22 protein-coding genes and 1 pseudogene are annotated in these 21,964 nt (G+C 62.0%); 19 read left to right on the top strand and 4 right to left on the bottom strand.

Annotation, left to right across the window (positions count from 1 at the left end):
• Positions 1–172 precede the first annotated feature (172 nt).
• A pseudogene (locus FQ755_RS14580) lies at positions 173–648 on the bottom strand (NADP-dependent malic enzyme); the annotation flags it as partial.
• A 138-nt stretch (positions 649–786) separates the two neighbouring features.
• Here FQ755_RS14580 and FQ755_RS14575 point away from each other — a divergent pair.
• The 4 genes from FQ755_RS14575 (at position 787) to FQ755_RS14560 (ending at position 5,091) form a co-directional block, all read left to right on the top strand.
• Positions 787–1,038 (top strand): hypothetical protein, encoded by a 252-nt coding sequence (locus FQ755_RS14575; RefSeq protein WP_144155296.1) that lies wholly within the window; start codon positions 787–789, stop codon positions 1,036–1,038.
• Between the two features lie 77 nt (positions 1,039–1,115).
• On the top strand, positions 1,116–3,221 hold the full coding sequence (gene rpoD / locus FQ755_RS14570; protein WP_260858584.1) for an RNA polymerase sigma factor RpoD: 2,106 nt from the start codon (positions 1,116–1,118) through the stop codon (positions 3,219–3,221).
• Between the two features lie 219 nt (positions 3,222–3,440).
• The gene (gene fabZ, locus FQ755_RS14565; RefSeq protein ID WP_144155294.1) at positions 3,441–3,896 is read left to right on the top strand and encodes a 3-hydroxyacyl-ACP dehydratase FabZ; all 456 of its coding nucleotides are present in this window, start codon (positions 3,441–3,443) and stop codon (positions 3,894–3,896) included.
• Positions 3,897–4,035: 139 nt separating this feature from the next.
• Positions 4,036–5,091 carry an isocitrate/isopropylmalate dehydrogenase family protein gene (locus tag FQ755_RS14560; protein ID WP_144155292.1) on the top strand — a complete coding sequence of 352 codons (1,056 nt, stop codon included), beginning with the start codon at positions 4,036–4,038 and terminating at the stop codon, positions 5,089–5,091.
• A gap of 2,211 nt (positions 5,092–7,302) precedes the next feature.
• Here FQ755_RS14560 and FQ755_RS14555 read toward each other — a convergent pair.
• Complete coding sequence (locus FQ755_RS14555; RefSeq protein WP_144155290.1) at positions 7,303–7,518, bottom strand: hypothetical protein; 216 nt, start codon at positions 7,516–7,518, stop codon at positions 7,303–7,305.
• 225 nt (positions 7,519–7,743) lie between these two features.
• Entirely contained in the window at positions 7,744–8,799 is a 1,056-nt protein-coding gene (locus FQ755_RS14550) for a hypothetical protein (RefSeq protein WP_144155288.1), read from the bottom strand.
• A gap of 79 nt (positions 8,800–8,878) precedes the next feature.
• Here FQ755_RS14550 and FQ755_RS14545 point away from each other — a divergent pair, with 79 nt between their 5' ends.
• The 12 genes from FQ755_RS14545 (at position 8,879) to FQ755_RS14490 (ending at position 19,207) form a co-directional block, all read left to right on the top strand.
• The gene (locus tag FQ755_RS14545; RefSeq protein ID WP_144155286.1) at positions 8,879–9,571 is read left to right on the top strand and encodes a hypothetical protein; all 693 of its coding nucleotides are present in this window, start codon (positions 8,879–8,881) and stop codon (positions 9,569–9,571) included.
• Between the two features lie 121 nt (positions 9,572–9,692).
• Positions 9,693–10,205: a hypothetical protein gene (locus FQ755_RS38135; protein ID WP_260858583.1), complete on the top strand. Its 513-nt coding sequence runs from the start codon at positions 9,693–9,695 to the stop codon at positions 10,203–10,205.
• 485 nt (positions 10,206–10,690) lie between these two features.
• On the top strand, positions 10,691–10,939 hold the full coding sequence (locus tag FQ755_RS14535) for a helix-turn-helix transcriptional regulator (protein ID WP_144155284.1): 249 nt from the start codon (positions 10,691–10,693) through the stop codon (positions 10,937–10,939).
• A 5-nt stretch (positions 10,940–10,944) separates the two neighbouring features.
• Positions 10,945–11,280: a hypothetical protein gene (locus tag FQ755_RS14530; RefSeq protein ID WP_260858582.1), complete on the top strand. Its 336-nt coding sequence runs from the start codon at positions 10,945–10,947 to the stop codon at positions 11,278–11,280.
• Between the two features lie 339 nt (positions 11,281–11,619).
• The gene (locus FQ755_RS14525; protein WP_186308529.1) at positions 11,620–12,501 is read left to right on the top strand and encodes a ParA family protein; all 882 of its coding nucleotides are present in this window, start codon (positions 11,620–11,622) and stop codon (positions 12,499–12,501) included.
• On the top strand, positions 12,491–13,513 hold the full coding sequence (locus tag FQ755_RS14520) for a ParB/RepB/Spo0J family partition protein (RefSeq protein WP_144155281.1): 1,023 nt from the start codon (positions 12,491–12,493) through the stop codon (positions 13,511–13,513). The genes FQ755_RS14525 and FQ755_RS14520 overlap by 11 nt, the downstream gene beginning before the upstream one ends.
• A gap of 1 nt (position 13,514) precedes the next feature.
• Entirely contained in the window at positions 13,515–14,096 is a 582-nt protein-coding gene (locus FQ755_RS14515; protein WP_144155279.1) for a hypothetical protein, read from the top strand.
• Complete coding sequence (locus tag FQ755_RS14510) at positions 14,093–14,794, top strand: lytic transglycosylase domain-containing protein (protein WP_409937513.1); 702 nt, start codon at positions 14,093–14,095, stop codon at positions 14,792–14,794. Before FQ755_RS14515 ends, FQ755_RS14510 begins: the two co-directional genes overlap by 4 nt.
• A 105-nt stretch (positions 14,795–14,899) precedes the next feature.
• Positions 14,900–15,199: a TrbC/VirB2 family protein gene (locus FQ755_RS14505; protein ID WP_144155278.1), complete on the top strand. Its 300-nt coding sequence runs from the start codon at positions 14,900–14,902 to the stop codon at positions 15,197–15,199.
• A gap of 12 nt (positions 15,200–15,211) precedes the next feature.
• The gene (locus FQ755_RS14500; RefSeq protein ID WP_144155276.1) at positions 15,212–15,544 is read left to right on the top strand and encodes a type IV secretion system protein VirB3; all 333 of its coding nucleotides are present in this window, start codon (positions 15,212–15,214) and stop codon (positions 15,542–15,544) included.
• 1 nt (position 15,545) lies between these two features.
• Positions 15,546–18,035, top strand: a complete 2,490-nt coding sequence (locus FQ755_RS14495) for a VirB4 family type IV secretion/conjugal transfer ATPase (protein ID WP_144155274.1) — start codon at positions 15,546–15,548, stop codon at positions 18,033–18,035.
• Complete coding sequence (locus tag FQ755_RS14490; protein ID WP_144155272.1) at positions 18,032–19,207, top strand: type IV secretion system protein; 1,176 nt, start codon at positions 18,032–18,034, stop codon at positions 19,205–19,207. The genes FQ755_RS14495 and FQ755_RS14490 overlap by 4 nt, the downstream gene beginning before the upstream one ends.
• On the opposite strand, the gene FQ755_RS14485 is transcribed toward FQ755_RS14490, so the two are convergent.
• Entirely contained in the window at positions 19,151–19,345 is a 195-nt protein-coding gene (locus tag FQ755_RS14485; RefSeq protein WP_144155270.1) for a hypothetical protein, read from the bottom strand. The genes FQ755_RS14490 and FQ755_RS14485 overlap by 57 nt on opposite strands.
• Before the next feature lie 49 nt (positions 19,346–19,394).
• On the opposite strand from FQ755_RS14485, the gene virB5 reads away from it, so the two are divergent.
• From virB5 to FQ755_RS14470, 3 genes are all read left to right on the top strand, one after another.
• Positions 19,395–20,060 carry a P-type DNA transfer protein VirB5 gene (virB5, locus tag FQ755_RS14480; protein WP_260858595.1) on the top strand — a complete coding sequence of 222 codons (666 nt, stop codon included), beginning with the start codon at positions 19,395–19,397 and terminating at the stop codon, positions 20,058–20,060.
• A gap of 169 nt (positions 20,061–20,229) precedes the next feature.
• Complete coding sequence (locus FQ755_RS14475; protein ID WP_144155266.1) at positions 20,230–20,970, top strand: virB8 family protein; 741 nt, start codon at positions 20,230–20,232, stop codon at positions 20,968–20,970.
• Positions 20,967–21,833 carry a TrbG/VirB9 family P-type conjugative transfer protein gene (locus FQ755_RS14470; RefSeq protein ID WP_144155264.1) on the top strand — a complete coding sequence of 289 codons (867 nt, stop codon included), beginning with the start codon at positions 20,967–20,969 and terminating at the stop codon, positions 21,831–21,833. Before FQ755_RS14475 ends, FQ755_RS14470 begins: the two co-directional genes overlap by 4 nt.
• Positions 21,834–21,964: the final 131 nt, after the last annotated feature.

The raw sequence follows: 21,964 nt of genomic DNA, 5'->3' as shown, positions 1-21,964 counted from the left end.
GCAAATAGTGCCGCGCGCATGGCGACGGAAACGCTGTTCAAGTCCGTTCCCTGCTTGCGTTGGGAATGTCTCATTTTCGATCGAGAATGGACGTCCATATAAGGCCGTGTGAAAACGTATGTTGATTGCGGCGATTCTAAAAAATCGACCCTTCAGATCGCGCCGTATTGGGTTTGCGGTATTCGCGCTCGACGATGAAGCAATCGGGCACGTTGATGTCTTCGAGGTTGATGCCGCCGAAGGTCGGCTCGAGCGCGGCAATCATTTCGACCAGCTTGTGCGCATCGGACCCGTTCAGCTCGATATCGCATCGATGCCGGCCAACTTCTTGAACAGCACCGCCTTGTCCTCCATGATCGGCTTGGACGCGAGCGGACCGATGTTGCCGAGACCCAGCACCGCGGTACCGTTCGTCACAACGCCGACCAGGTCGCTGCGTGACGTGAAACGCGCGGCATTCAAGGGGTTCTCGACGATCTCTTCGCACGCGAATGCAACACCGGGGGAATACGCCAGCGCGAGGTCGCGCTGGTTGATCATTTGCTTGGTCGGCGCGATCGCGATCTTCCCGGGAGTCGGGAATTCGTGATAGTCGAGAGCGGCTTGCCCTGATCTGGGGTTGGCATGGCGTCTCCGGGTTAACAAAATGCACAGACAATGATAATGATATTATCACGTCAGCGGCACGCGAAGTGGGGGGGAGCGCCAAACCTGGCGGCACCGCATGAACCTGTCGCGGCCCGGCAGGGCGGCACAACCTACAGTAACGGATCAGGGAAAACCCAGATGGATTCAACTTCATGCGATGTTATCCGCCTGCGCCTGCAACCGAACCCCGTTAGCACCTCTGGGGAGGAAGCGCAGGCACAGCGTGACGTTGTTTTGCAGGCGTCACCCGACGGCAGAACCGTCGTGCGGGTCGAGTTCGATGAGCGTTTCAGCGACCATCATGCGACAGGCCCAGAACAGGAGGTCCGGCACGGAATTCCAGTATCAGAACTGATTCAGCTGATCCGCGCGCACGGCGCACGCCTCTGAAATGGCTATTCACCTCGATAAGGCTGCGGCGCGTGTTGCGTGCTAACCCTGACGTCATATGCAAAAGGAGCGACGGCGTGACGAACAAGACTGCGGAGCAGCAGACACTGGACATGGTGCCCGAAAACACCAACGTTGCGGACAGTTCACGCACGGCTGCCGTGGCTGCATCCAGAGCGCAATCGGCGAGCTCCACGACATCGGACGGCGCGTCGGACACCAATGCTGCGGTCGGGACAGCTCCATCGGGTGCACGCTCACGCTGGACCAAGGCAAACGCGCGTGCGCGCGCCGCCGGTGCCACACGAGCCGACGGGTCCTCCGGAGAGGTCGACGACGACCGCGCGGGCCTGCGCGCGTTGATCAAGCTGGGTGGCGACCGTAGGTTTGTCACCCGTAGAGAGATCAGCGATTGCCTGCCCGACCACCTTGCACAACCGGACGCGATCGAGAACGTGATCAGGGCCTTCAGCGACATGGGTATCGCTGTATTCGAGCAGGCGCCGGACGCCGAGTCGATGACGATGCACGACGCGGTCGCAGTTTCGTCCGACGAGCAGGCTGAAGAAGAGGCTGTGGCGGCAATCTCGAGCGTGGACGCGGAGTTCGGCCGTACCACTGATCCGGTGCGTATGTACATGCGCGAGATGGGCGCTACTGAACTCCTGACCCGCCAGGGCGAAATTTCCCTGGCGCGACGCATCGAAGAGGGCCGCAACGAAATGATCCGCGCCATATCGTCGTGCCCGACAACGATTGCGGACATACTGGCGATCGCTGATGCCGTCGCCAGCGGTGAAACGGCCATTGGCGAATTCGTCGATGGCATGATCGACCTGGCTGCAGTGAAGACAGACGACATTGCCGCGGTTGCGGAGGAAAACATCGAAGGCGATCCGGTCTTCGCCGAGGATCCGGACGACGAAGACGACGAGGGCGCTGAAGCCGAGTCGACCAGTCTGCGCAATGAGACTCTGAAGTGCGACGCGCTTGCGAAGTTTGCGGCGGTGGCGGACTGGTTCGAGCAATTGCGGGATGCCTACGAGACGGAGGGCTATGCTTCCGGGCGCTATCGCGCCGCACAGGCGGCGATCGAGACCGAACTGATGACGATCCGCTTCACTGTACCCACAATCGAACGTTTGTGCGGTGCATTGAGGCTGTGGGCCGACGAAGTCAGAACGATCGAGCGCGAAATCGCCCGGATCGCGGTTGACCGGTGTGGCGTGCCTCGCGACATGTTTGTCGCGCATTTCCGGGGCAACGAGACCAACGCGGCGTGGCCGCAGCAACTGATCGCAGCAGGGCAACCGTTCAGTCACATCCTGGAACGAAATCTGCCCGCGATCAGGTTGGAGCAGGAAAAACTGCTTGCCCTGCAGAAACGGGTCGTGCTGCCGCTTGACGACTTCAGGGACGTCTGTCGCGCGATGACCGTGAGCGAAGCAAAAATGCTGCGCGCGAAAGGCGAAATGATCCAGGCGAATCTGCGGCTGGTGATCTCGCTCGCCAAGCGGTACACAAACCGCGGCCTGCTGTTTCTCGATCTGATACAGGAAGGCAATATCGGCCTGATGCGGGCTGTTGACAAGTTTGAATACCGTCGTGGCTACAAGTTCTCCACGTACGCGACCTGGTGGATCCGGCAGGCGGTCACCCGGTCGATTGCGGATCAGGCGCGCACGATCCGTGTCCCTGTCCACATGATCGAGTCGCTTAACAAACTGAAACGGGTCTCGCGCCAGATCCTGCAGGAGACCGGACGGGAACCCAACGCCGCCGTGCTGGCCGAGCGGATGGAGATGCAGGAAAAAAAGGTTCGGGCAATGCTGCGAATCGTCAGGGAGCCGGTTTCCCTGGACGCTCCCGTCGGGGAAAACGAGGACACGTCCGTAGGTGACCTGATCAAGGACTCCGCTGCCATTTTACCCCACGAGGCTGCGCTCCACGCCAGCATACGCGATGCCGTCAGCGAGGCGCTCGCGACGTTGACGCCGCGTGAAGCAAAGATTCTGCGCCTGCGATTCGGTATCGAGACCGGGAGGGATCACACCCTGGAGGAACTCGGAGAGCAGTTTGACCTGACGCGCGAGCGGATCCGCCAGATTGAAGCCAAGGCACTACGCAAGCTGCGGCACCCGGCCCGGTCTGAACGATTGAAGTCGTTCATGGACGAGGAGTAGAAACCAGGGGAGGTACGTGCCCCTGCAGCGTGCTTCATATGCAGGCGTAGACCTCATAGGGACGACGAGCGGCGATCGACGGCTGGCCACGAAACACCGCTGCGTCGGAGGAGCAAGGCAACCTTCAGACTGGCCGAGGGAGAATATTGAGCCTGTCCAGCCACGCGAGCTGGCATCGACAGGCATCATCACGCAGTGAACGACCTGAGACGAAATACCATGAGCACCGACAAGATCAATCTCGACATTCACAGGATTCTCACGCTGCTGCCACATCGCTATCCGTTGCTGCTCGTCGACAGGGTGCTCGAACTCGAACCGCACAGGCGCATCAAGGCGCTGAAGAACGTGTCCATCAACGAGCCGTACTTCACGGGTCACTTCCCGAAGCGCCCTGTGATGCCGGGTGTGCTGGTTCTCGAAGCGTTGGCGCAGGCAGCGGCGTTGCTAACCTTCTCGGAGGCGCCGCACGATCCGGCCTGCGCGCAGTATCTTTTCGTTGGCATCGACGATGCGCGCTTCAAGCGCGTGGTCGAGCCGGGTGACCAACTCATCCTGATGGTCTTGTTCCAGCGCCACATGCGCGGCATCTGGAAGTTCATGGCGCGAGCGGAGGTGGAGGGCGCGGTGGCAGCGGAAGCCACTCTTATGTGCACGGTCAGACATGCGGATTGACCTCGCGTGATTCGTGCGCGCCACGATAGTGAAATAGCGATTCTGATCTATGCCCGGGACGCACTCCGTCGCGCCAGTTGTGACCACAATCATCACCCATCCTGGCGGGTCGCCGCCATCTAGATCTGGAAGAAGAGTCATGGAAAGTTCGACGAGACAACAAATTCCCGCAACGCTGATCCCCGGCGACGGAATCGGGCCGGAAGTGGTTGACGCCACGGTTCACATTCTTGACGCCTTAGGGTCGCCATTCGTTTGGGACGTGCAGCATGCCGGAATCGCCGGGGTCACCCACAGTGGCGACCCGCTACCAGTCGCGACACTCGATAGCGTTCGCGGGAACAGGCTTGCCCTTAAAGGTCCATTGACGACCCCGATCGGCGAGGGGTTCCGTTCTTCCAACGTCCGGCTTCGCGAAGAATTCCAGCTTTTTGCCAACGTCAGGCCCGTACGTACCATCGTTCCCGGTCGCTACGACGAGATCGACCTCGTGCTCGTACGCGAGAATCTGGGCGGGTTCTATGTCGCACACGAGTACTATGTTCCTGTCGGCAACGATCCGAAAGCAGTCGCGGTCGCGACAGGTGTTAACACACGCGATGCATGCACGAGAATCACCAGATTCGCTTTTGAATACGCCTTGAAGCACGGACGAAAGAAGATCACTGTTGTCCATAAGGCCAACATCCTCAAAGCACTCACCGGATTGTTCCTGGAAGCCGCGAGAGACGTGGCGCGGGAGTACGCTGGCCGTGTGGAAATGAATGACATGATCGTCGATGCCTGTGCCTTGCAGTTGGTGATGAACCCGTGGCAGTTCGATATGCTGCTTTGTACCAATCTGTTCGGGGATATTCTCTCGGACCAGTTAGCGGGTCTTGTCGGCGGACTGGGCATGGCTCCAGGTGCGAACTACGGCAATGACACTGCGATATTTGAAGCCGTGCATGGATCGGCGCCGGACATCGCAGGCAAGGGCGTGGCCAATCCCATCTCCTTGCTCCTTGCGTCAGGCCTGATGCTTGACCACATCGGCAGAGGTGACCTCGCCCAACGATTGCGCGGCGCAATCACTGAAACACTGAACGCGGACCATATCTGTACGCGCGACCTGAAAGGAGCTGCGTCTACGCACGAGTTTGCTGATGCAGTGGTTCGTCGGATCGAGAACGCCTGGTCTAGCGGAAGAGGTTGAATCGTCATTTTTCTCACGACCGGATGCTGACGCGATCATCTGCGCTTCAGCGCCCACATATGCCGATGTGCCGTCCTGGCGCTGGCGCCCGCACTGCAGCCACGGCTTGATGCGGTGTGCATTCAGTGATCTTGCATTCGACGGAGAGACGGGAATAGCCGCTGCCGCGCCGGTATTCGTCCGCCAATATCCTCCTCATTGCTGACGTAGAACCCGGTCTGTCCCAATGGCAACTCAGGCCGAGAACCTGCCGCCTGGTTCGACTGCTCGAATGGCCGCTGTACCTCGACCCGCCGTCGACGTCGTGCCAAGTCGAAGGACGAGGATGGGTCGAGGTGAGGCGTTCGCCCTTCTCGAAAGCGGACGTTCTTTCGGAACGGATTTCGCGCTTCGCCGGGCGGCCCCCACCGACCACCGTCCGGGCAGGGCATCCAGCCCTTTGCGAGACATCTCGTCGGCCGATTGAGGCAGGCGTGGTGGGATTTATTGGCTAGTCCACGAATATGGCACTTGATGTTCATCGAAATACGCGATTGGATCCGGGCGAAGTGAGATCACTTAATGTGTGGGTAAGTTAATATAGGGTGATTTTCTATTTAATATCATGTACTTAAGATGGTGTAAGTGCTTAAAATTCCCAGCTAGCTACCCACGTAGCTACCCGTCTCGATGTGGCTACCGTGTTGAAGATGAAGGGGCATCGCGCGCGGCGTACCGGTCCGCACTGTGTGTTTGATTTCTCGTACGCTACCGGATCGCGAGCAAACGAACCGGTGGGCGCGAGGGTGGAGGCATCCTTGGTGACGAACGCTAAATAAGGGGCCGCGCCAGAATGACTAAGGTGCCCGCGAACGTGCGCAAACAGCCGAGTCCAAGCTAGGCGAAATATTTCGGGCATCACACGGACAATGTGTTCAGGACAAAAGGTTTGAGCGGATCACAAAAGTACCTGACGAACATCCTCGTACGTCAGAGCGAACGTGAGACCGTGCTCAGCGAGGTTTCATATACGTCTCGTGCGGCCAGCGTGAAGATCACAAAGCGCCCTCCGTCGCTCGGACAGTTCACCTTGGTTGCCCCTATCTCATAGTCGAGAATCTGCGCTATCAGCCGGGTTGCCCGCTCTGGCGAATTGTCGAGTTTCTCCGTCTCCGCCATTTGATGGAAAAAACCCCCCGTAAAATCAATGTTTTACGGGGGTTTTGTTTTTTCCACCCATCATTCCACCCATCACGGACCATGCGCTCGACAGATCGCGTGGTCGACCCACTGTAAGCTTGCTCGGCCCGCTAGGACTTCGGGCGCGTTCATGCGCACCCGCAGATCTTTGTGTCTGAACGGGGGTCATGAATCTCTGACGTCGAATGCTCGCAGAGTTTGCATGGGCGGACCGCGTCGTCGATAGGACCCGTTCTTTACGAGAGGGATCGATGGGCCGGCCGGATTCCAGGTTGCCAAATTTCTTCTGGAGGAGATGGAGGTTCTTTTCCCGGTCGACCGGATCAGGATGTTCCAGCCACGCCGTGGATCTCAGGTTTCATCTCTCCGACGGCCATTAGCGCGCCGACATGGACGATGCCCTTGGCACCATGGTTCTAGAAGATTAGCAGTGCTTCTCTTTTTTGGGGTGAAGGAATCCGGTCGTTGTCCGTCAACCGGCATTGGGGTCACGTGGGCCGATTTTTTAATGCTTTGCGTTGGCGGGAGGAGCCGTCCCGAGGACTGGGGCGTTGTGGTCTCACAAACCTGACGGAGATGTCAAAATAACCTTGCTGCCGCCCCGGTTCCGGACAAGGTCGACCATGCAGAACGAGCTCATGCCGCGGTACAGATAAACTTCAGTAACTGTCTGCATATCCATGCGAGAGCGGTGTGCCAAGCATCCCTGTCATGTGAAATCGAAGCGCCGATCGCGGGTCGCCGTATGTCTCCATGATGTGAGGGGACGCGCCATGTACGAATCCCGGGAACGTTTTGTGAATGGCTTGCAGCATAGCTTTGGACGAACTGGGATCGGGGCCGGCGGATGGATTCGAGCTCGGTAGGCATGGATACGGTCACGAGGCGTGTTCGGCCGTTTGATCCTGGTTTGGGCGGGGACGCGTAGCGTCTTCGAAATCTTCCAGATAAAAATCTTCGAAAACCTTTTGTGCAGATCCGTTTCGCCGTGAACCGCCCAACGACAGGAATGTGATGTCTTCGCTGCTCTCGTCAATCATTCTGCAGGGCGCGGCGCGCTCCTGAGCGTAGCCCTGCGTGAGGAGGATATGCGCCGCCCGGAAGTCCGCTCACCACCTTGGCCATCTTTTGCACGATCGCCTGAATGGCGCCTTGCTCAGCGTAGCGGAAACCGTAGACCGATCCGGAATGCAACCTCCATTCGGGCGGGTCGATCCGCGAAGCGAGATGGTGGATCGTGTGCTCCATGTTGCCGAGTGCCTGAACGTACTGCCTCGTCTCGCGTCACACGATCCCTTGAAGATGGATCGTGATCGGAAGCTGGATGTTACGAGACATTCGCGACCCGGTCAGAAAGCATAATCGACGCCGGCCGTTGTTTAGGGAACGCGGATGCGCTGCATCGAGCGAGCCCGTTGGCCAGGTTGAGGCATGACTCGCGCTCAGGATGAGTCGGCGAGGGCACCAGAGACGTCAGGGGCGCGCAGCCACCGTCTCCGGTCGGGCGGCCGTCCGACGGGAAGAACGGACCAGCCTGACGAAGCGACGGATTTCACCGTCGGTCAGTCCGCTCATGGCGTAGCGTTCCTGTCCCGACGCTGGCGGCGTCACCGCATGGCAGTCAAGGCCGTGAAATTCCAGATACTGCGTGAACGTGAGCCGGTCATCGTCCTGCATGTCCTGCAGCCATTGCTTGAGTGCGGCCATCTCACTGACGGAGAGTTCGGAGGGGGCGGTATTGAGGATGTCCAGGGCGAACCGCGTGTGGTCACAGTTTGCCGGCGGGCGGTAAAACAGATCCCCGTGTTCCTGATGCGACGATCGCGGGTCGACGCGTACGGCGGCTACCGGACGTCGCGGTGTTGCGCCCGCAGCCCGCGGGCGTGCTGCTGCGGCACGCCCGCTGCCTACGATCGGGGCGAGACGCCGGCGCCGTGCCTTTTCGCGCTCACGCCACAGGACCTCCAGCCCGGCGTATTCCTCGGAGACGGAGATCCTGTACGCAGCATCGCACCACGCGCTTTCCTGCCAGCAATCGGCGGAGTGCGTGCGCTCCAGTGCGCAGATGTGCTTCGCTGCATGGCCGGTTTCCATTCGCCCTTCCGTACACAGTCGGCGCATCAAGGTGAGTGCCTTGCGAAAGTACCGGGTCGACGTCGGGTCTTCGGTGTGCAGGTGCTCCGGAAATACCTGGACGTTCACCGGGGCGATGTGCCCGTTGGTGGCATCGGTAATGCCAGTTGCGATCCAGAATGCATACTGGGGAAAAGCATGCGCCATTGCCTGGATCATGTCAGGTGTCGCCCGCTGGCGACGCATGAACGCCTTGCGCCAGCGCTGGGCGGAAATGCCGGTGAATCCGTGAAGACGCTCCCAGAAACCATGACCACCGAGGCCGCATTTGTCGACCGCCGTCCAGAGCGATCTGATGGGCTCCGCGGCATGAATATCGAATTCCTGCCAATGTTCCACATTATTCAGAAGCCCTTTCAGCAGCAGGACAATCCGGTCTTCAATGGTTATTGACATAGGCGGCTGGGTATATATCATACGTTTACATAAAAGTCACTTCGTCTATTTTAGACGATACTGAACCGCAGGGTCCAGTGTGGCAAAAGAGCTGGCGGCGAAGTCCGGGGCAAATGGCCGCCAGCAGACGAGGATCGTGCTCACGCGCGGCACGAAAGGGAGCAACGCGGCCGCCCCGCACTTCCTGAGTGAGAGCAATACCGTGACTGACGAAGAAAAGAAATGGCAAGCTGAAACCACACAACGCGACGGGGCAACGTATAGGGAAGGCGAGGACCTCAGACACCGCCTGGAACTGGCTGAGCAGCAGGCAAGGCGGCTAGCCCGACAGCTGCAGGGGCGCAATCGTCAGGTCGAACTGCTTGAACAGGGTATCGCGCTGACCGTTGCCATATACGGCGCGTGGCGGGCGAGTGCGGAAAGCGAAATGAAGGAATTGCGGCGCGAGATTGCGACCCTTCGCACGCATCGTGCTTCCGGTAGTTCACTGTCGACGCCAGAGGACAGTGTCGACGTTAGCCTGCCGTACATGACGGATCCACTATGTGGTGTGTTCGATGTCATGCGTGATGTGTCCAGGCACTACGACGGGCGACATCCACCCAAATCGACGCTTATTGCGCTCGCCATCGACGATCGTCTGGGCATGAGACATCAACGCAATGGTGATGCGTCGAGAAGTGCGCAGGCCATCGCCTCCCTGATTCGGCCGGATCCGCAGAGGCAGGTCGGATCAATGCGACGGCGCGACCACTCCAGTGGACGCAGGTAAGCGTCGCAGTGTGCTGTTTCGACGGAGTCTCCCCGCGGTAAGACGGTGTTGCCCGCGGTGACGGTTCGAGGCTTGAATGGGTCATGTGGTCGAGACCTTCAACGAGTCCAGGAGGTGCTACATGACGGCTTTCAAACAGGCGTTGACGTCGGCGACGCGGCGGCGCGAACCGGGCCAGGCTGGTTCATTGCGCCCGGGTCTGGTCAACCATCGAGATGTCGATACCACAATGCCCCCCGCGCGGGCGCCGTTATGCGTGTGTTGCCTGGCGACCCACGTCACAGGCATCGAGCAGCGGGACGCCCAGTCGAGCAGGAGTACATCGTCACAGAACCGGGACAGGGCCGGGCCGCTCTCCGCAACCATGCACGTATGGAGTATCGAGGAGCGCCTGCGTAACTGGGGAAGCGAACGACGCGGGTCTTACGATCCGGTCGATGCAGGGCTTGTGGACGCGGCCTGGCGACGGCTCCATGTACGCCACCGCGACCTGCTGCAGATGGTCTACCTGTGGAAGGCGGGCCGCGAGGTTGTGTGCCGGCGTCTGAAAATCCGGCGGCATCCTGCGCAGTTTTTTGAACTCGAAGTGGCCGCAGCGAAAGCTGCGTTAAAAAGAATTCTCAACCCAGGATGATGTCATGGGAACACGTGAGAACACATGGGACGTCAAGGGAAAATGGGCTTGAATGGTATGCGCCGTGGCGCGCAAAAAAGCGCTTGCAGTACCCCGAATCCCGAACTAGAGTGACCTCAACAATCTGATCCGGTTAAAGCGTTCGACGCTACCGAGTACGCGTTAGCGGCCCACGAAGTATCGATGCAGAGCGCAGGTGCCGTTCGTCGGCATAGCAGAAAGCCCGCTTGGCAGTTCATGCAAGCGGGCTTTCTGTTTTCTGCAACTGACAGGCGTAGCTGTCGTGACGTTGTCCTTGCAGCCGGCTTTGCGTCGATACCGAATGGGCCCGACAAGGAAGTGACGGTGATGAAAGCCTCTTCTGACGAGATACATCAACGCAGTGCCGGCAGGCCGGCGTCGCGTTGCCAGATAGCGCAATGTGAATGCGCCCCGGCAAGCTTGCGCTCGAGCGCTACGCCCATGCGAGCTGACGGAGGTGCGCGATGAGCGACGCTCCACGCACGGCGCTTGCGATCCTGCGGCGCAAGCAGGTCGAGCGCGAAACGGGACTGTCCCGCTCGTCCATTTACCGGCGCATGCATGCGGGAACATTTCCCGCGCCCGTGCAACTGGGTGTGCGTTCGGTGGGCTGGCGCGTGGCGGACATAGAGCAGTTTCTTACCGATCCCATGGCGTATCGCGTGTGTGCGGGCGAGCCGTCGTCGCAGCGTTTCGCAGGGGATGGGCGATGAACACAATGATGCACCGTTCCCTCGAGGAGCGCCTGCGTAACTGGGGAGGTGACCGGCGTGGCGTGTACGATCCGCAGGACGCCCAGCGGGTCGAGGCGGCGTGGCGACGCCTTGATCCACGGCATCGGGATCTGCTGATCATGATCTACGTATGGAAAGCGGGCAGGGAGGTTGCCTGCCGGCGGCTGAAGATCCGCCGGCATCCACCACACTTCCTTGAGCTTGAACTCGCGGCAGCGAAGGTCGCGCTCAGGAAGCTGCTTGAGGGCACGCCGCAATATGCTCAAGGCCGGATGGGAACTCCCAGGACGGCTGCGGCATATGATCAGGAATTTCCGTGAGTGCCGTAGTAAAAATACGTTGTAGTGCTAATCAATGTGTTCTAGACTGAATTCAACAATCTGATCCGGTTAAAGCGTTTGACGCTACCGAGTACGCGTTAGCGGACCATGAAGTACCGGTGTAGATCTGGTGCGAATCTGTAGGGCAGTCGCAAGCCCGTCTGGCAATCAATGCAGGCGGGCTTTGTGTTTTGCACGTCGGATTTCGTGTGTGTGGTTTGACTGACCCTGTACAGTCCCCGTTGAACCCGCGACTGGCCATCACTGCAGTCGCGGGTTCTTTTTTACCGTCCCTACCTGCCCGGTACCGAATGGTCCGGACCTATGGAAACGACGGTTATGAAAACCCTTCTTATCGCGACACAAAAGGGCGGTGTCGGCAAGTCGGCCCTGCTCTGCCAACTGGCGCACTACCTGCACTTCATCGTGCAGTGGCGCGTTCTGGTGATCGACCTGGATGACCAGGCGAACTGCAGCCGGTCCCTGGAGCGCGCACACAAGGCGAGCGCCCTGGGCGTCACCGCGTCGACGCTGTTCATGAACGACGCGCCGGATGTCGGGGCCGACCTCGCTGCGTTCGCGCTCGTGAAGGCCGACGACGTGCTGCGGCGCCTCGTCGAGCAGCCCGAAGCGCTCAGCCGCTATCACGCGAACCTGAAGCGCTTTCTCGCGAGCGTGGCGCCCTCATTCGACGTGTGCCTGATCGACTGTGCACCGACATCGGATCTGCGTACCGTGTATGCGCAGTCCGTGGCGGACTTCATGCTGAGCCCGATCCAGCTGAATCAGGAAGCAGTGGAGGGCGTGACGGAAACCATTAATGGCCGGCGCGGCGTGCGGCGCATCCAGGCGAGCTTCAATCCGGCGCTGCGCTTCATCGGCATCCTGCCCAACATGGTCGAGCAGACGCCGCTGCAGCAGGCCAACGGCCGCGAGGTCGCGACGCATTTCGCGCAATACCTGGTGCGGGACCCAGCGGCGCCCGAACGGCTCCTCGTGATTCCGCGGCGTTCCGCGATTGCCGAAGCGCAGGCCGAAGGCATACCGCTCTGGGAGCTGGGCAAGACGAAGACCGCTGCGCGTGACGCATGGCGTGAGGTGCGCCCGTGTTTTGAGGCGATTGTACGGCACCTGCAGACGAGCGCTTCGCTCGGGACCTGCGCGCCGGGGGTGGACCTGGCGCGTGACGAGACATCAGGCGAGGTCACTCATGGCGCTTGATCTTTCCGCACTGGACCTTTCGGTGCTCGACGACGTACCCCGTGGCGCGCTGGCCGCGAACCAGATCGGGATCGTGGTTACGTTGCCGCTCGACAGGGTCGAAGAAGATCCTGGCCAGCCGAGGCAGATTTTCGGCCTGCCGGAACTGGAACAACTGGCCGATTCAATTCGCGAGCGAGGCGTGCAGACACCGATCGTCGTGCGCCCCAGCAATGCAGGAGGTGCAATGCACCGGATCATTCATGGCGCGCGTCGCTATCGCGCGTCGAAACTCGCAGGCAGTGCGACCATTCCCGCGATCATCCAGGCCGACATGGGGCGCTTCGACGAGTATTCGCAGGTCGTCGAGAACCTGCAGCGCGAGGACCTGAAACCGGTCGAAATCGCGGAATTCATCCGCAGGCGCCGGGCGGCGGGTGATCGCAACAGCGATATCGCACGGCGACTTGGCGTGCGCCCGGAGTTTGTGACCTGGCACCTGGCGTTATTTGCTGCCGCGGCGCCGGTGCTCAGCGCGTTCCACGAAGGGCGGATTACCGGTGCGCAGCAGGTGTACCGGTTGAACCTGCTGCACGAGCGCGCCCCCGACAGGGTGCAGGCGCTACTCGACTCGTCGAGAGACATCACGCAACGGATGATCACGGACCTTGCTGCCCAAATCGAGGGCCGCGCCGGGGCAGCGGGTGGCGATGCGCCGGACGCCGCGGAATCAGGAGGGACAGCGTCAGCTGCCGCGCGCAACACGGCTCTGACGCGTCGGGCCGGACCCACCGCGTCGCGCGGGCCAGGTGGCGCGGGCGGGCGCGAGGATGGCTCCGCTGGCGGTCCTGATCCTGACCGGCTCGACAGACCGTTGCTGCGTGGCACGCATGACGGTCGCGAGGTCACTGTGCAACTCTTCCGTCGACCTCTCGCAAGAGGTCACGCGTTCGTGGTGTCCGATGATGGGCATGCGCACGATGTGGAACTTGCGGTGCTCTCGGATCTGATATTGACGGACAGCGAGGCCTGACATGGGAAACGGCCTGATCCACATCATCCAGCAGGTCGCGCGCCAGTGTGTGCTCGCGCTGGCGCTGATGACAGCGTGTTCGGTTCTCACGCCGACGCTGGCACGCGCGGACGACTGGGGCTGCCAGGTGCTGTTGTGCCTGGCAAATCCGGGCGGCCCCGAACAGTACAGCGAGTGCGTGCCGCCGATCGAACGACTCTGGAGCGCACTCAGGCATGGAGATGCGTTCCCGACATGCGACTTCGGCACTGGAGGGTCGCAGGGCACATCGGCATCGAACACGTTCGCGAGCGCCGGGTATTGCCGCGAGGATCTGCTGCACTGGGGCGGACCGGAAGACAGCGAACTGCTGTGTGGCGCGGCCGGCGCGATCAACGTCGAAATCAACGGCCAGCTCTATACAAGGGTGTGGTGGGATGCAGGCGGCAACGTGGGCATGGCTGCGCCAGGCGCAAGCTCAACGCTGACCGAATACTACGGCGCCGGCAGCACTCAGGTGAGTTATGACCCGACCCAGGCCGCGCGGAAATTCCTCGAGCGGCAGTACCGGCGGAGCAACGAGGGCGGCGGAGGCGGGCAATGATGGTGCCGGTCGATTTCACGATGCTCGCGCAGCAATGCGCGCCCCAGGTAGCGCCCGTAACGCTCGCTGCGATCGTTCGCACCGAATCGGGCTTCAACCCGTACGCAATCGGGGTGGTCGGAGCGCGTCTAGTGCGACAACCCGCATCCGCTGCCGAGGCGGTGGCGACCGTCCATGAACTTGAGCGCCAGGGTTGGAACTACAGCGTCGGTCTGGCGCAGGTGAACCGGTCCAACTTCAGCCGTTACGGGCTGGGCCCGGAAACCGCATTCGAGCCCTGCCGCAATGTCGCCGCGGGTGCGGCGATCCTGGCCGGGTGCTTCGCGAAGGCGCGCACGCGCTCGCCTGACAGTCAGGAAGCGTTGCGTAAAAGTTTCTCCTGCTATGCGGCAGGCGACTTCGTGACCGGTTACCGCACGGGCTATGTGCAGCGCGTTGTGGATAACGCAGCAATGCATCCCATACCGGTTGTGCCGGCGATCGAACCCGCGATTGATCCGGCGATGACGCCGATCCGTGTTCAGCCGCTGGATGCGGCGGGCGCCGGCGGCGGGATGCCGTCGCAGGCGGGGGCGGTTGGCGAGCAAACCGGCGATGAGCGGGCAGGAAGCGAAGTAGACCCACATGCCAGAAAACGGGAGGGGCAGCCAGGCGACGGCGAGCACGACCCACTGGACAGTAGCGCAGTGGCGTTCTGAGCGCTAATCACGGGATGAGGGTAAGGAATAGCCGTACAGGAGCAGACGATGAAATCAGTCGTACGAATCAGATACGAATTATGCAAACACCGACCGGCATCGCGGATGGCGCGCGGCACAGCCGGCCCGGGACGGCGCGGTCGAATTGTGACCGGTGCAGTGCTGATGTTGTTGGCAGCTTCGCCCGCTTACGCGCAGCTCTCCCAGGTCAATACGCTGCTCACCACCATCCAGACCACGCTGCTCGGCGTCGGCGGCGTGATCTGCTCGATCGCGATCATCTGGGCAGGCTTCAGGATGATGTTCCAGCACGCCCGCTTCGGCGACATCGCCAATGTGTTCATTGGTGGCCTCTTTGTCGGCTGTGCGACGGTCATCGCCGCCATGCTGATTCCCACGAGCTGAGCGGGGCGCGACATGGAACCACGTCAGGACTCGTTGAGGGACCCGGTATTCAAGGGCTGTACGCGACCCGCGATGCTGTGGGGCATCCCCCTCGTCGCGTTTCTTCTGGTTGGCGGGGGCATGCTGCTGCCGGCGATCTGGGCACTGCTGGCAAGCCCGCCGCTGGGTGTAGGGATTCTCTTCCTGATGATCCCCGTGTTCATCACGATGCGTACGGTCACGAAGCGCGATGACCAGCGTCTTGCGCAACTCGCGCTGCGGCTTCGCATGAGGCTCCAGCAGCGCAACCTGCGGTTCTGGGGCGCGCACGCGTATGCACCGGTGCGGTTCAAGAGGAGAGGGTGACATGCAGGCCAGATCCCAGTTCGCGGAGGTCGCGAATCGCGAGGTGTTCGTCGCGGATTTCATTCCCTACTCGTCGCATATCAGTGACACCGTCATCCGGACACGCGAGGACGACTACGTGGCGATCAGGAAGATCGGTGGCATCGCGTTCGAGGCAACGGACCCGGTGGACATCCTGGTGCGCCACAACGGCTTCAACCAGCTTGTGCGCGGCCTGGAAGGCGGACATGTGGCGCTGTGGGTGCACCGCGTGCGCCGGCGTGTGACGGACCGGTTCACCACGCGTTACGAGAATGCGTTCTGCCAGGACCTGGCCGAGCGGTACTACTGCAGTTTCGATGGCTACCGGATGATGGCCAATGAGCTGTATCTCACGGTTGTGTACCGCCCCAGCCGGACCCGGCTCGGGCGGCTCTTCAGCCGGGCGGCACGGCGCACGCTCGCGGAAATCCGCCAGGCACAGGCCGATGCGTTGCGGGTGATGGCCGAACTCGGCAACCAGATCGACGCGGGGCTCAAGCCCTACGATCCCGAGGTGCTCGGCGTGTACGGGCGGGCGCGCAGCAACGGCCGGGCGCTCGTGCGTTATTCGCGCGCGCTGGAATTTCTTGGGTTTATCGTCAATGGCACGTGGGAGCCGGTGCCGGTGCCTGCCGGTCCGATCCGGGAGGCGCTACCGACCTCGCGTCTGTTCTTTGGCGCCGAGAAGGTAGAGATCCGGGTGCCCTCGGCAACACGGCACGGCGCGCTGCTCGACATCAAGGATTATCCGGACGAGTCCGAGCCGGGGATGCTTAACGGGTTGCTCTACGGCGACTACGAATATATCGAAACACAGAGTTTTACGATTCTCGACCGGCCGTCGGCCAAGGAGGCCCTGGAGCGTCAGCGCAACCAGCTGATCGCGGGGGAGGATGTCGCGGGCTCGCAGATCGCGGCGATGGACCACGCGCTCAACGATCTCGTGAACGGCGATTTCGTGCTCGGGGAATATCACTATTCGCTCGCGGTCCTGGGCGACAGTGCCGCACAGGTCGGAAAACACGTCGCAACGGCGCGCACCCAGCTCGCCGACGCGGGATTCCAGAGCGCGCTGATCGATCTCGTGGCCGATGCGGCATGGTTCGCGCAGCTACCGGCCAACTGGCGCTACCGTCCGCGCGAGGCGAAGCTCACGTCGCGCAACTTCTGCGGACTGGCGAGCCTGCACAACTTTGCCACGGGCAAACGCGATGGCAATCCGTGGGGCGAGGCAATCACGATCGTCAAGACGCCAAGCGGCCAGCCGCTGTACCTGAATTTTCATGCGACGTCGGAGAAGGTCGATTCGGCCGACGAGAAGGCGCTTGCCAACGTGCAGATCATCGGGCCCTCGGGCGGTGGCAAGACCGCGCTCGAAATGCTGCTGCTTGCGATGGCGACGAAGTACGGGATTACTGCGGTCGTGTTCGACAAGGACCGGGGCACGGAGATCGCGATCCGGGCGATGGGTGGCGTCTATACGCAGATCAGGCGTGGCGAGCCGACCGGATTCAATCCATTTCACATGGAGCCGACAGCGGCGAATATCGATTTCTGGGAGCGACTGATGCGCAAGCTCGTGGACATCGGCGTTCCCCTGTCGGCCAGGGAGGAACTGGAGATTTCGCGCGCGGTACGCGAAGTCGCCCGGATGGTGACGGCGTTGCGGCGCCTGAGCACGGTGCGGCAGCTGCTGCCTAATGTTGGCGAGAACAGCCTCTATGCGCGTCTTACGAAATGGTGTGCGGGCGGCCGGCTCGGATGGGTGCTGGACAATCCGGCCGACCGTTGCGATTTCGATGCGGGGTCGCTCTTCGCGTTCGACGACACGGAACTGCTGGACGATCCCGAGGTGTCGACGCCGGTCACGATGTATCTGCTGCACCGGACCGAAAGCCTCATCGATGGGCGCCGGTTCGTGTATGTGATGACGGAGTTCTGGAAGCGCCTGGGCGACCCGGTGTTCGCGGACTTTGCGAAGAACAAGCAGAAGACGATCCGCAAGCAGAACGGTCTGGGCATCTTCGACACGCAATCGCCCGAAGACGTGCTGGGCAGCGACATCGCCCGTGCGCTGGTCGAGCAGACGGCCACATTCTTCTTCCTCGCGAACCCGCGTGCGGACTACGACGACTACGTGCACGGCTTCAAGCTCACTGAAGCCGAATTCGGCATCGTGCGCAGCCTGGGCGAAAACAGCCGGATGTTCCTGGTGAAGCAGGGGCATCGCTCGGCGATCGGCAAGCTGGATCTTGGCGGACTGGGAGACGTTCTGGATGTGCTATCCGGCACGACCGATAACGTCGAACTGCTGGACGAGATCCGGGCCGAAACGGGCGATGCTCCACAGCGCTGGCTGCCGGTTTACCACGCCCGGCTTGCAGAGCGCCGGAGCGCGACCAGGGCGGTGCGGCAAGGTCTCGCGCGGCGCCTGGCGAGTGTGGTGACAGCCGAGGGAGACGGAGCATGAGCGGCCTCTTTACCTCGATTGGCGGGACTCTCGAGAACGGCACCGCGACGTACGTCACCAGCACGTCCGCGGCGCTGTCCAGTGCGCTGGTGCCCGTGGTGACCACAGCGGTGACGATCTGGATCATCACGTACGGGCTGGCGGTCATTCGCGGCGAAGCGCACGAAGCGGTCCAGGCGTTTGCCTGGCGAGGGCTCAAGGTCGCGCTGATCCTCGCGTTCGCGCTCGGCAGCGGGATTTACCAGAGCCAGGTGATTTCGGCCGTGAATGGCGCGACAACAGGGCTCGCGCAGACGATCCAGAACGCAGCCGCCAGCAACGGTGCGGGCAATCCCGGGTGCGGGGCGGTCAATGCCAGTTCGGTGAGTGGCGGCAGCGCAGGTGGGAGCGATACCGGTATCTACCAGACGCTCGACTGCTACGACCAGCAGGTGGCGCTGGTGGCGGATGCCTATTTCAAGAAGGCGGCGCACGAGAGTGTGGGCTTTTCGATGATCGGCGCGTCGATCGGGGATCTCATCTGTGGCGTGGTGTCGGCGATCGGGGGGGCGATCTTCCTGATCGTGCTGGGCGTCGAGGTCGTCATGGCGAGGATGCTGCTCGATCTCGTGCTGGGACTGGGTCCGATCTTCATCGCGTGTGCCGCGTTCGCGCCGAGCGCGAAGTTCTTTGAGGCGTGGACCGCGAAGGTTGCCAACTATGCACTGCTGCAGGTGCTGGTGGCGGCGTTTCTCGGAATGGCGCTGACTGCCTTCTCGGCGGACCTCACCACGCTGGGCGTGACCGGATCATCGCCGGCGACGAACGCCGCTGCGCTCGAGACGCAGGTGCAGACGACGCTCGAGGGCGTCTCGGATATCGCGACCGCACTTGGTCTCTTCATGACCGCGGTGTTTCTCACGATGGTCGGCTGGCAACTGCCAGCAGTGGCATCGGGACTCGCCGGTGGCGCCACCCTCTCGGGCTTCGGTTCGTTCGTGGCTGGCGTCGCGTCGCGCTCATTCGTCGATTCACTGGGCAAAGCCTTGCGCGGTGCGGGCGGCGGCCGTGGCGGTCCGCCGGGCGGGGCCATCGATAACGCGTCCGGCCGCTCCGGCGGGAATGGTTCAGCGGGATCAATCCCTGCCTACCAGCGCGCGGCACGAGATCACCTCGGCCGGGACGGCGGCTAGCAGGTTGACGAAAAAAGGGCCCATGACGAACGGGCCGACGATGAACAGGCAGATGACCAGCAGGCAGATGACCAGCAGGCAGATGACCAGCAGGCAATTGACTAACAAGTAGGTGACTAACAGGCAGGTGATTGTCATGAAGCGACTCTTGAAATCCATTCTGTGCCGTACGACCTTGCTCCTCGCGATGACCGGGACGGCCCTCTTCGCGCAGTCCGCTCACGCCCAGGGCATTCCCGTGTTCGATGCGGCCAGTGTCGCGCAGGCGATTTCGCAACTCGTGCAGTTGGAGCAGCAGGTCCAGCAGGAAATCCAGCTGTTCAATTCGCTCAACGGCAGTCGAGGCTTCGGTGCGCTGCTGAGCAACCCGGTGGTGGCCAATTCGCTGCCGTCGAACTGGCAGAGCGTCTACACGGCGATCCAGCACGGCGGCTATGCGGGCCTCACCGGCAGTGCCCAGGCGTTGCGCTCGGCGAGCGAAATCTACAACTGCGAGGACCAGACGGGAACGGACCAGCAGCTCTGCCAGCGCCAGCTGAACAAGCCGTTCCAGGACAAGGCGTTCGGCACGCAGGCCTACCAGACGGAATTGCAGGAACTGAACCAGATCCAGAGCCTGATGCAGCAGATTGATGTGACGCAGGATCCCAAGGGCGTAGCCGAACTGCAGGCGCGCATCCAGACGGAGAGCACGACTGTCGGCAACGAAATGACGAAGCTGCAGCTCTTCAGGATGCTGGCTGATGCGGAGGACAGGCTGATCGCCGAGCAGAACGAGGAACTGGTGATGAGCCGCGCGGGCAACACGGCACGTCCCCAGGACCAGATGGTTCCTGTCACCTTCGGTAACTGAGGAGCACGGTCATGAACCGATCCCTTTTGACGGTACTTGCAGTTTCATTAGTCATGCTTATGGTTTCATGCCGGAGTACTCCGCCCAAACCGGTTCTTCCGGACGGATCGCACCGCGTGCCGGTCAACACCGTGCCGGTACAGGTGATCCCGCAGGACCGGGGCGCGCCATGAAACCAGACACGACCACACGCGACTATCGCCGCGTGCTGGACACGGAAGCCTCGCTCACCGACCTGACGGAGCGCTCGGAGCGTCGGGCCTGGCACGTTGCGTACGTGGCGTGTGTCGTGGCGGCGCTGTGCGCGGCGGGGCTCGCGATCATGGCGCCGTTCTACCGCGTGGTGCCGCTGCCGATCGAGGTGGACCGGCTCACCGGCGAGGCGCAGGTGATCGACGTGCTCGACGCAAAACACGTTCACGCGGGCGATATCCAGGACAGACACTGGGTCGATGCATACGTCCAGTCCCGTGAACGGTATGTGTGGGGGCTGCTGCAGATGGACTACGACAGCGTGCTCACCATGAGTGATGACGCGGTCGCACGGGATTACCGGCAGATCTATGGCGGGCCCGATGCGCTTGACCGTCAGCTTGGGGCCGATACGGAGCGACATATCCGCATCTTGTCGACGACGTTGCCACCCGATGAACCTGGCCACGCCGTCGTGCACATCGAGCGCACGACCCGCAAGCACGGGATCGACAACGCGGAGCCGCCTGTGCGTTTCGTGATCACGCTGGCCTACACCTACCGGCCGCCGGTGTTCACCCGGGAAAGCGTTGCGATCAGCAATCCGCTCGGGTTTCGGGTGACGGCCTACAGCCGCGATCCTGAGTACACGCCACCGGTTGCTTCCGCGGGCGGCGCGGGGAAGGCGGGCGTCACATCGGGCGGAGGGTCGCAATGAAACCGGCAATGTGGCTCGTCTGCCTTAACTGTGCCTGGCTCGGTGTGTGTTGTGCGCCGGCACTGGGCTGGGATCTGCCTGGCTGGTCAAGGGATTCTCGCGTGCGCGAGGTGTTGTACCGGCCCGATGCAGTGGTCCGGATCGATGCACAGCGCGGTTTTGCCACGCACATCGTGCTCGACGCAAAAGAGCATATCGAGGTGGTGGCGCCCGGTGACCGGGATGGCTGGCAGGTGCTGGCGAAGCGCGGCGATCACGACGTTTACCTCAAACCGCAACTCGCCGCGCACGACACCAACCTCGAAATCCGTACCGACCGGCGCAGCTACAGCTTCGACCTGGTCGTGCTGCCTCTCGCGGCCCGGTTAGGCAACAGACAGGAGATGTACCGGGTCACCTTCACCTATCCGGCTGATCAGGACGGCGAAGGCGGCGAGGGCGATGGCACCGAAGCGCGGCAGCGGCAGGACGCTGCGGCTGTGCAGGCGAGGCTCGACGCGCCGCCGCTCATCCGCAACACGGCGTACTCGATGCAGGTCATGCCCCATTCCGATGACATCACGCCGGGCACGGCGTGGGACGACGGTCGCTTTACGTATATCCGCATTCCGGATAACCGGCGGATTCCCGCGGTCTTCCGGGTGGCCGAGGACGGATCGGAGAGCGTGGTGGACAGGCACATGCAGGGCGACCTGATCGTGGTGCACGAAGTGGGTCGCCGGTTCGTGCTGCGTCTGTCCGATGAGGTGGTGGGGCTGTGGAACGACGCCTACGACGTGAACGGGGTACCGCCGGTGGGAGGCACCACGGTCGATGGGGTGAAGCGGGTCCCCAGGCAGACAGGGGAGCACGGCGATGACTGACCAGACACGGCGGGATGCACAGAATGCAGCGGATGCACAGGATGCGCGCAACGGGCAGGGGCGTGCTGAAGGGAGCACTCAAGGCAGCACTCAGGGAAGCACCGGAGGGGCCGCTGAAGGGGGCGCCGACC

Source organism: Paraburkholderia sp. BCC1885, from assembly GCF_900996235.1.
Classification (GTDB): Bacteria; Pseudomonadota; Gammaproteobacteria; order Burkholderiales; family Burkholderiaceae; genus Paraburkholderia.
Note: the sequence above shows the minus strand (reverse complement) of the source record. Positions and strands in the feature narration are given on the sequence as shown.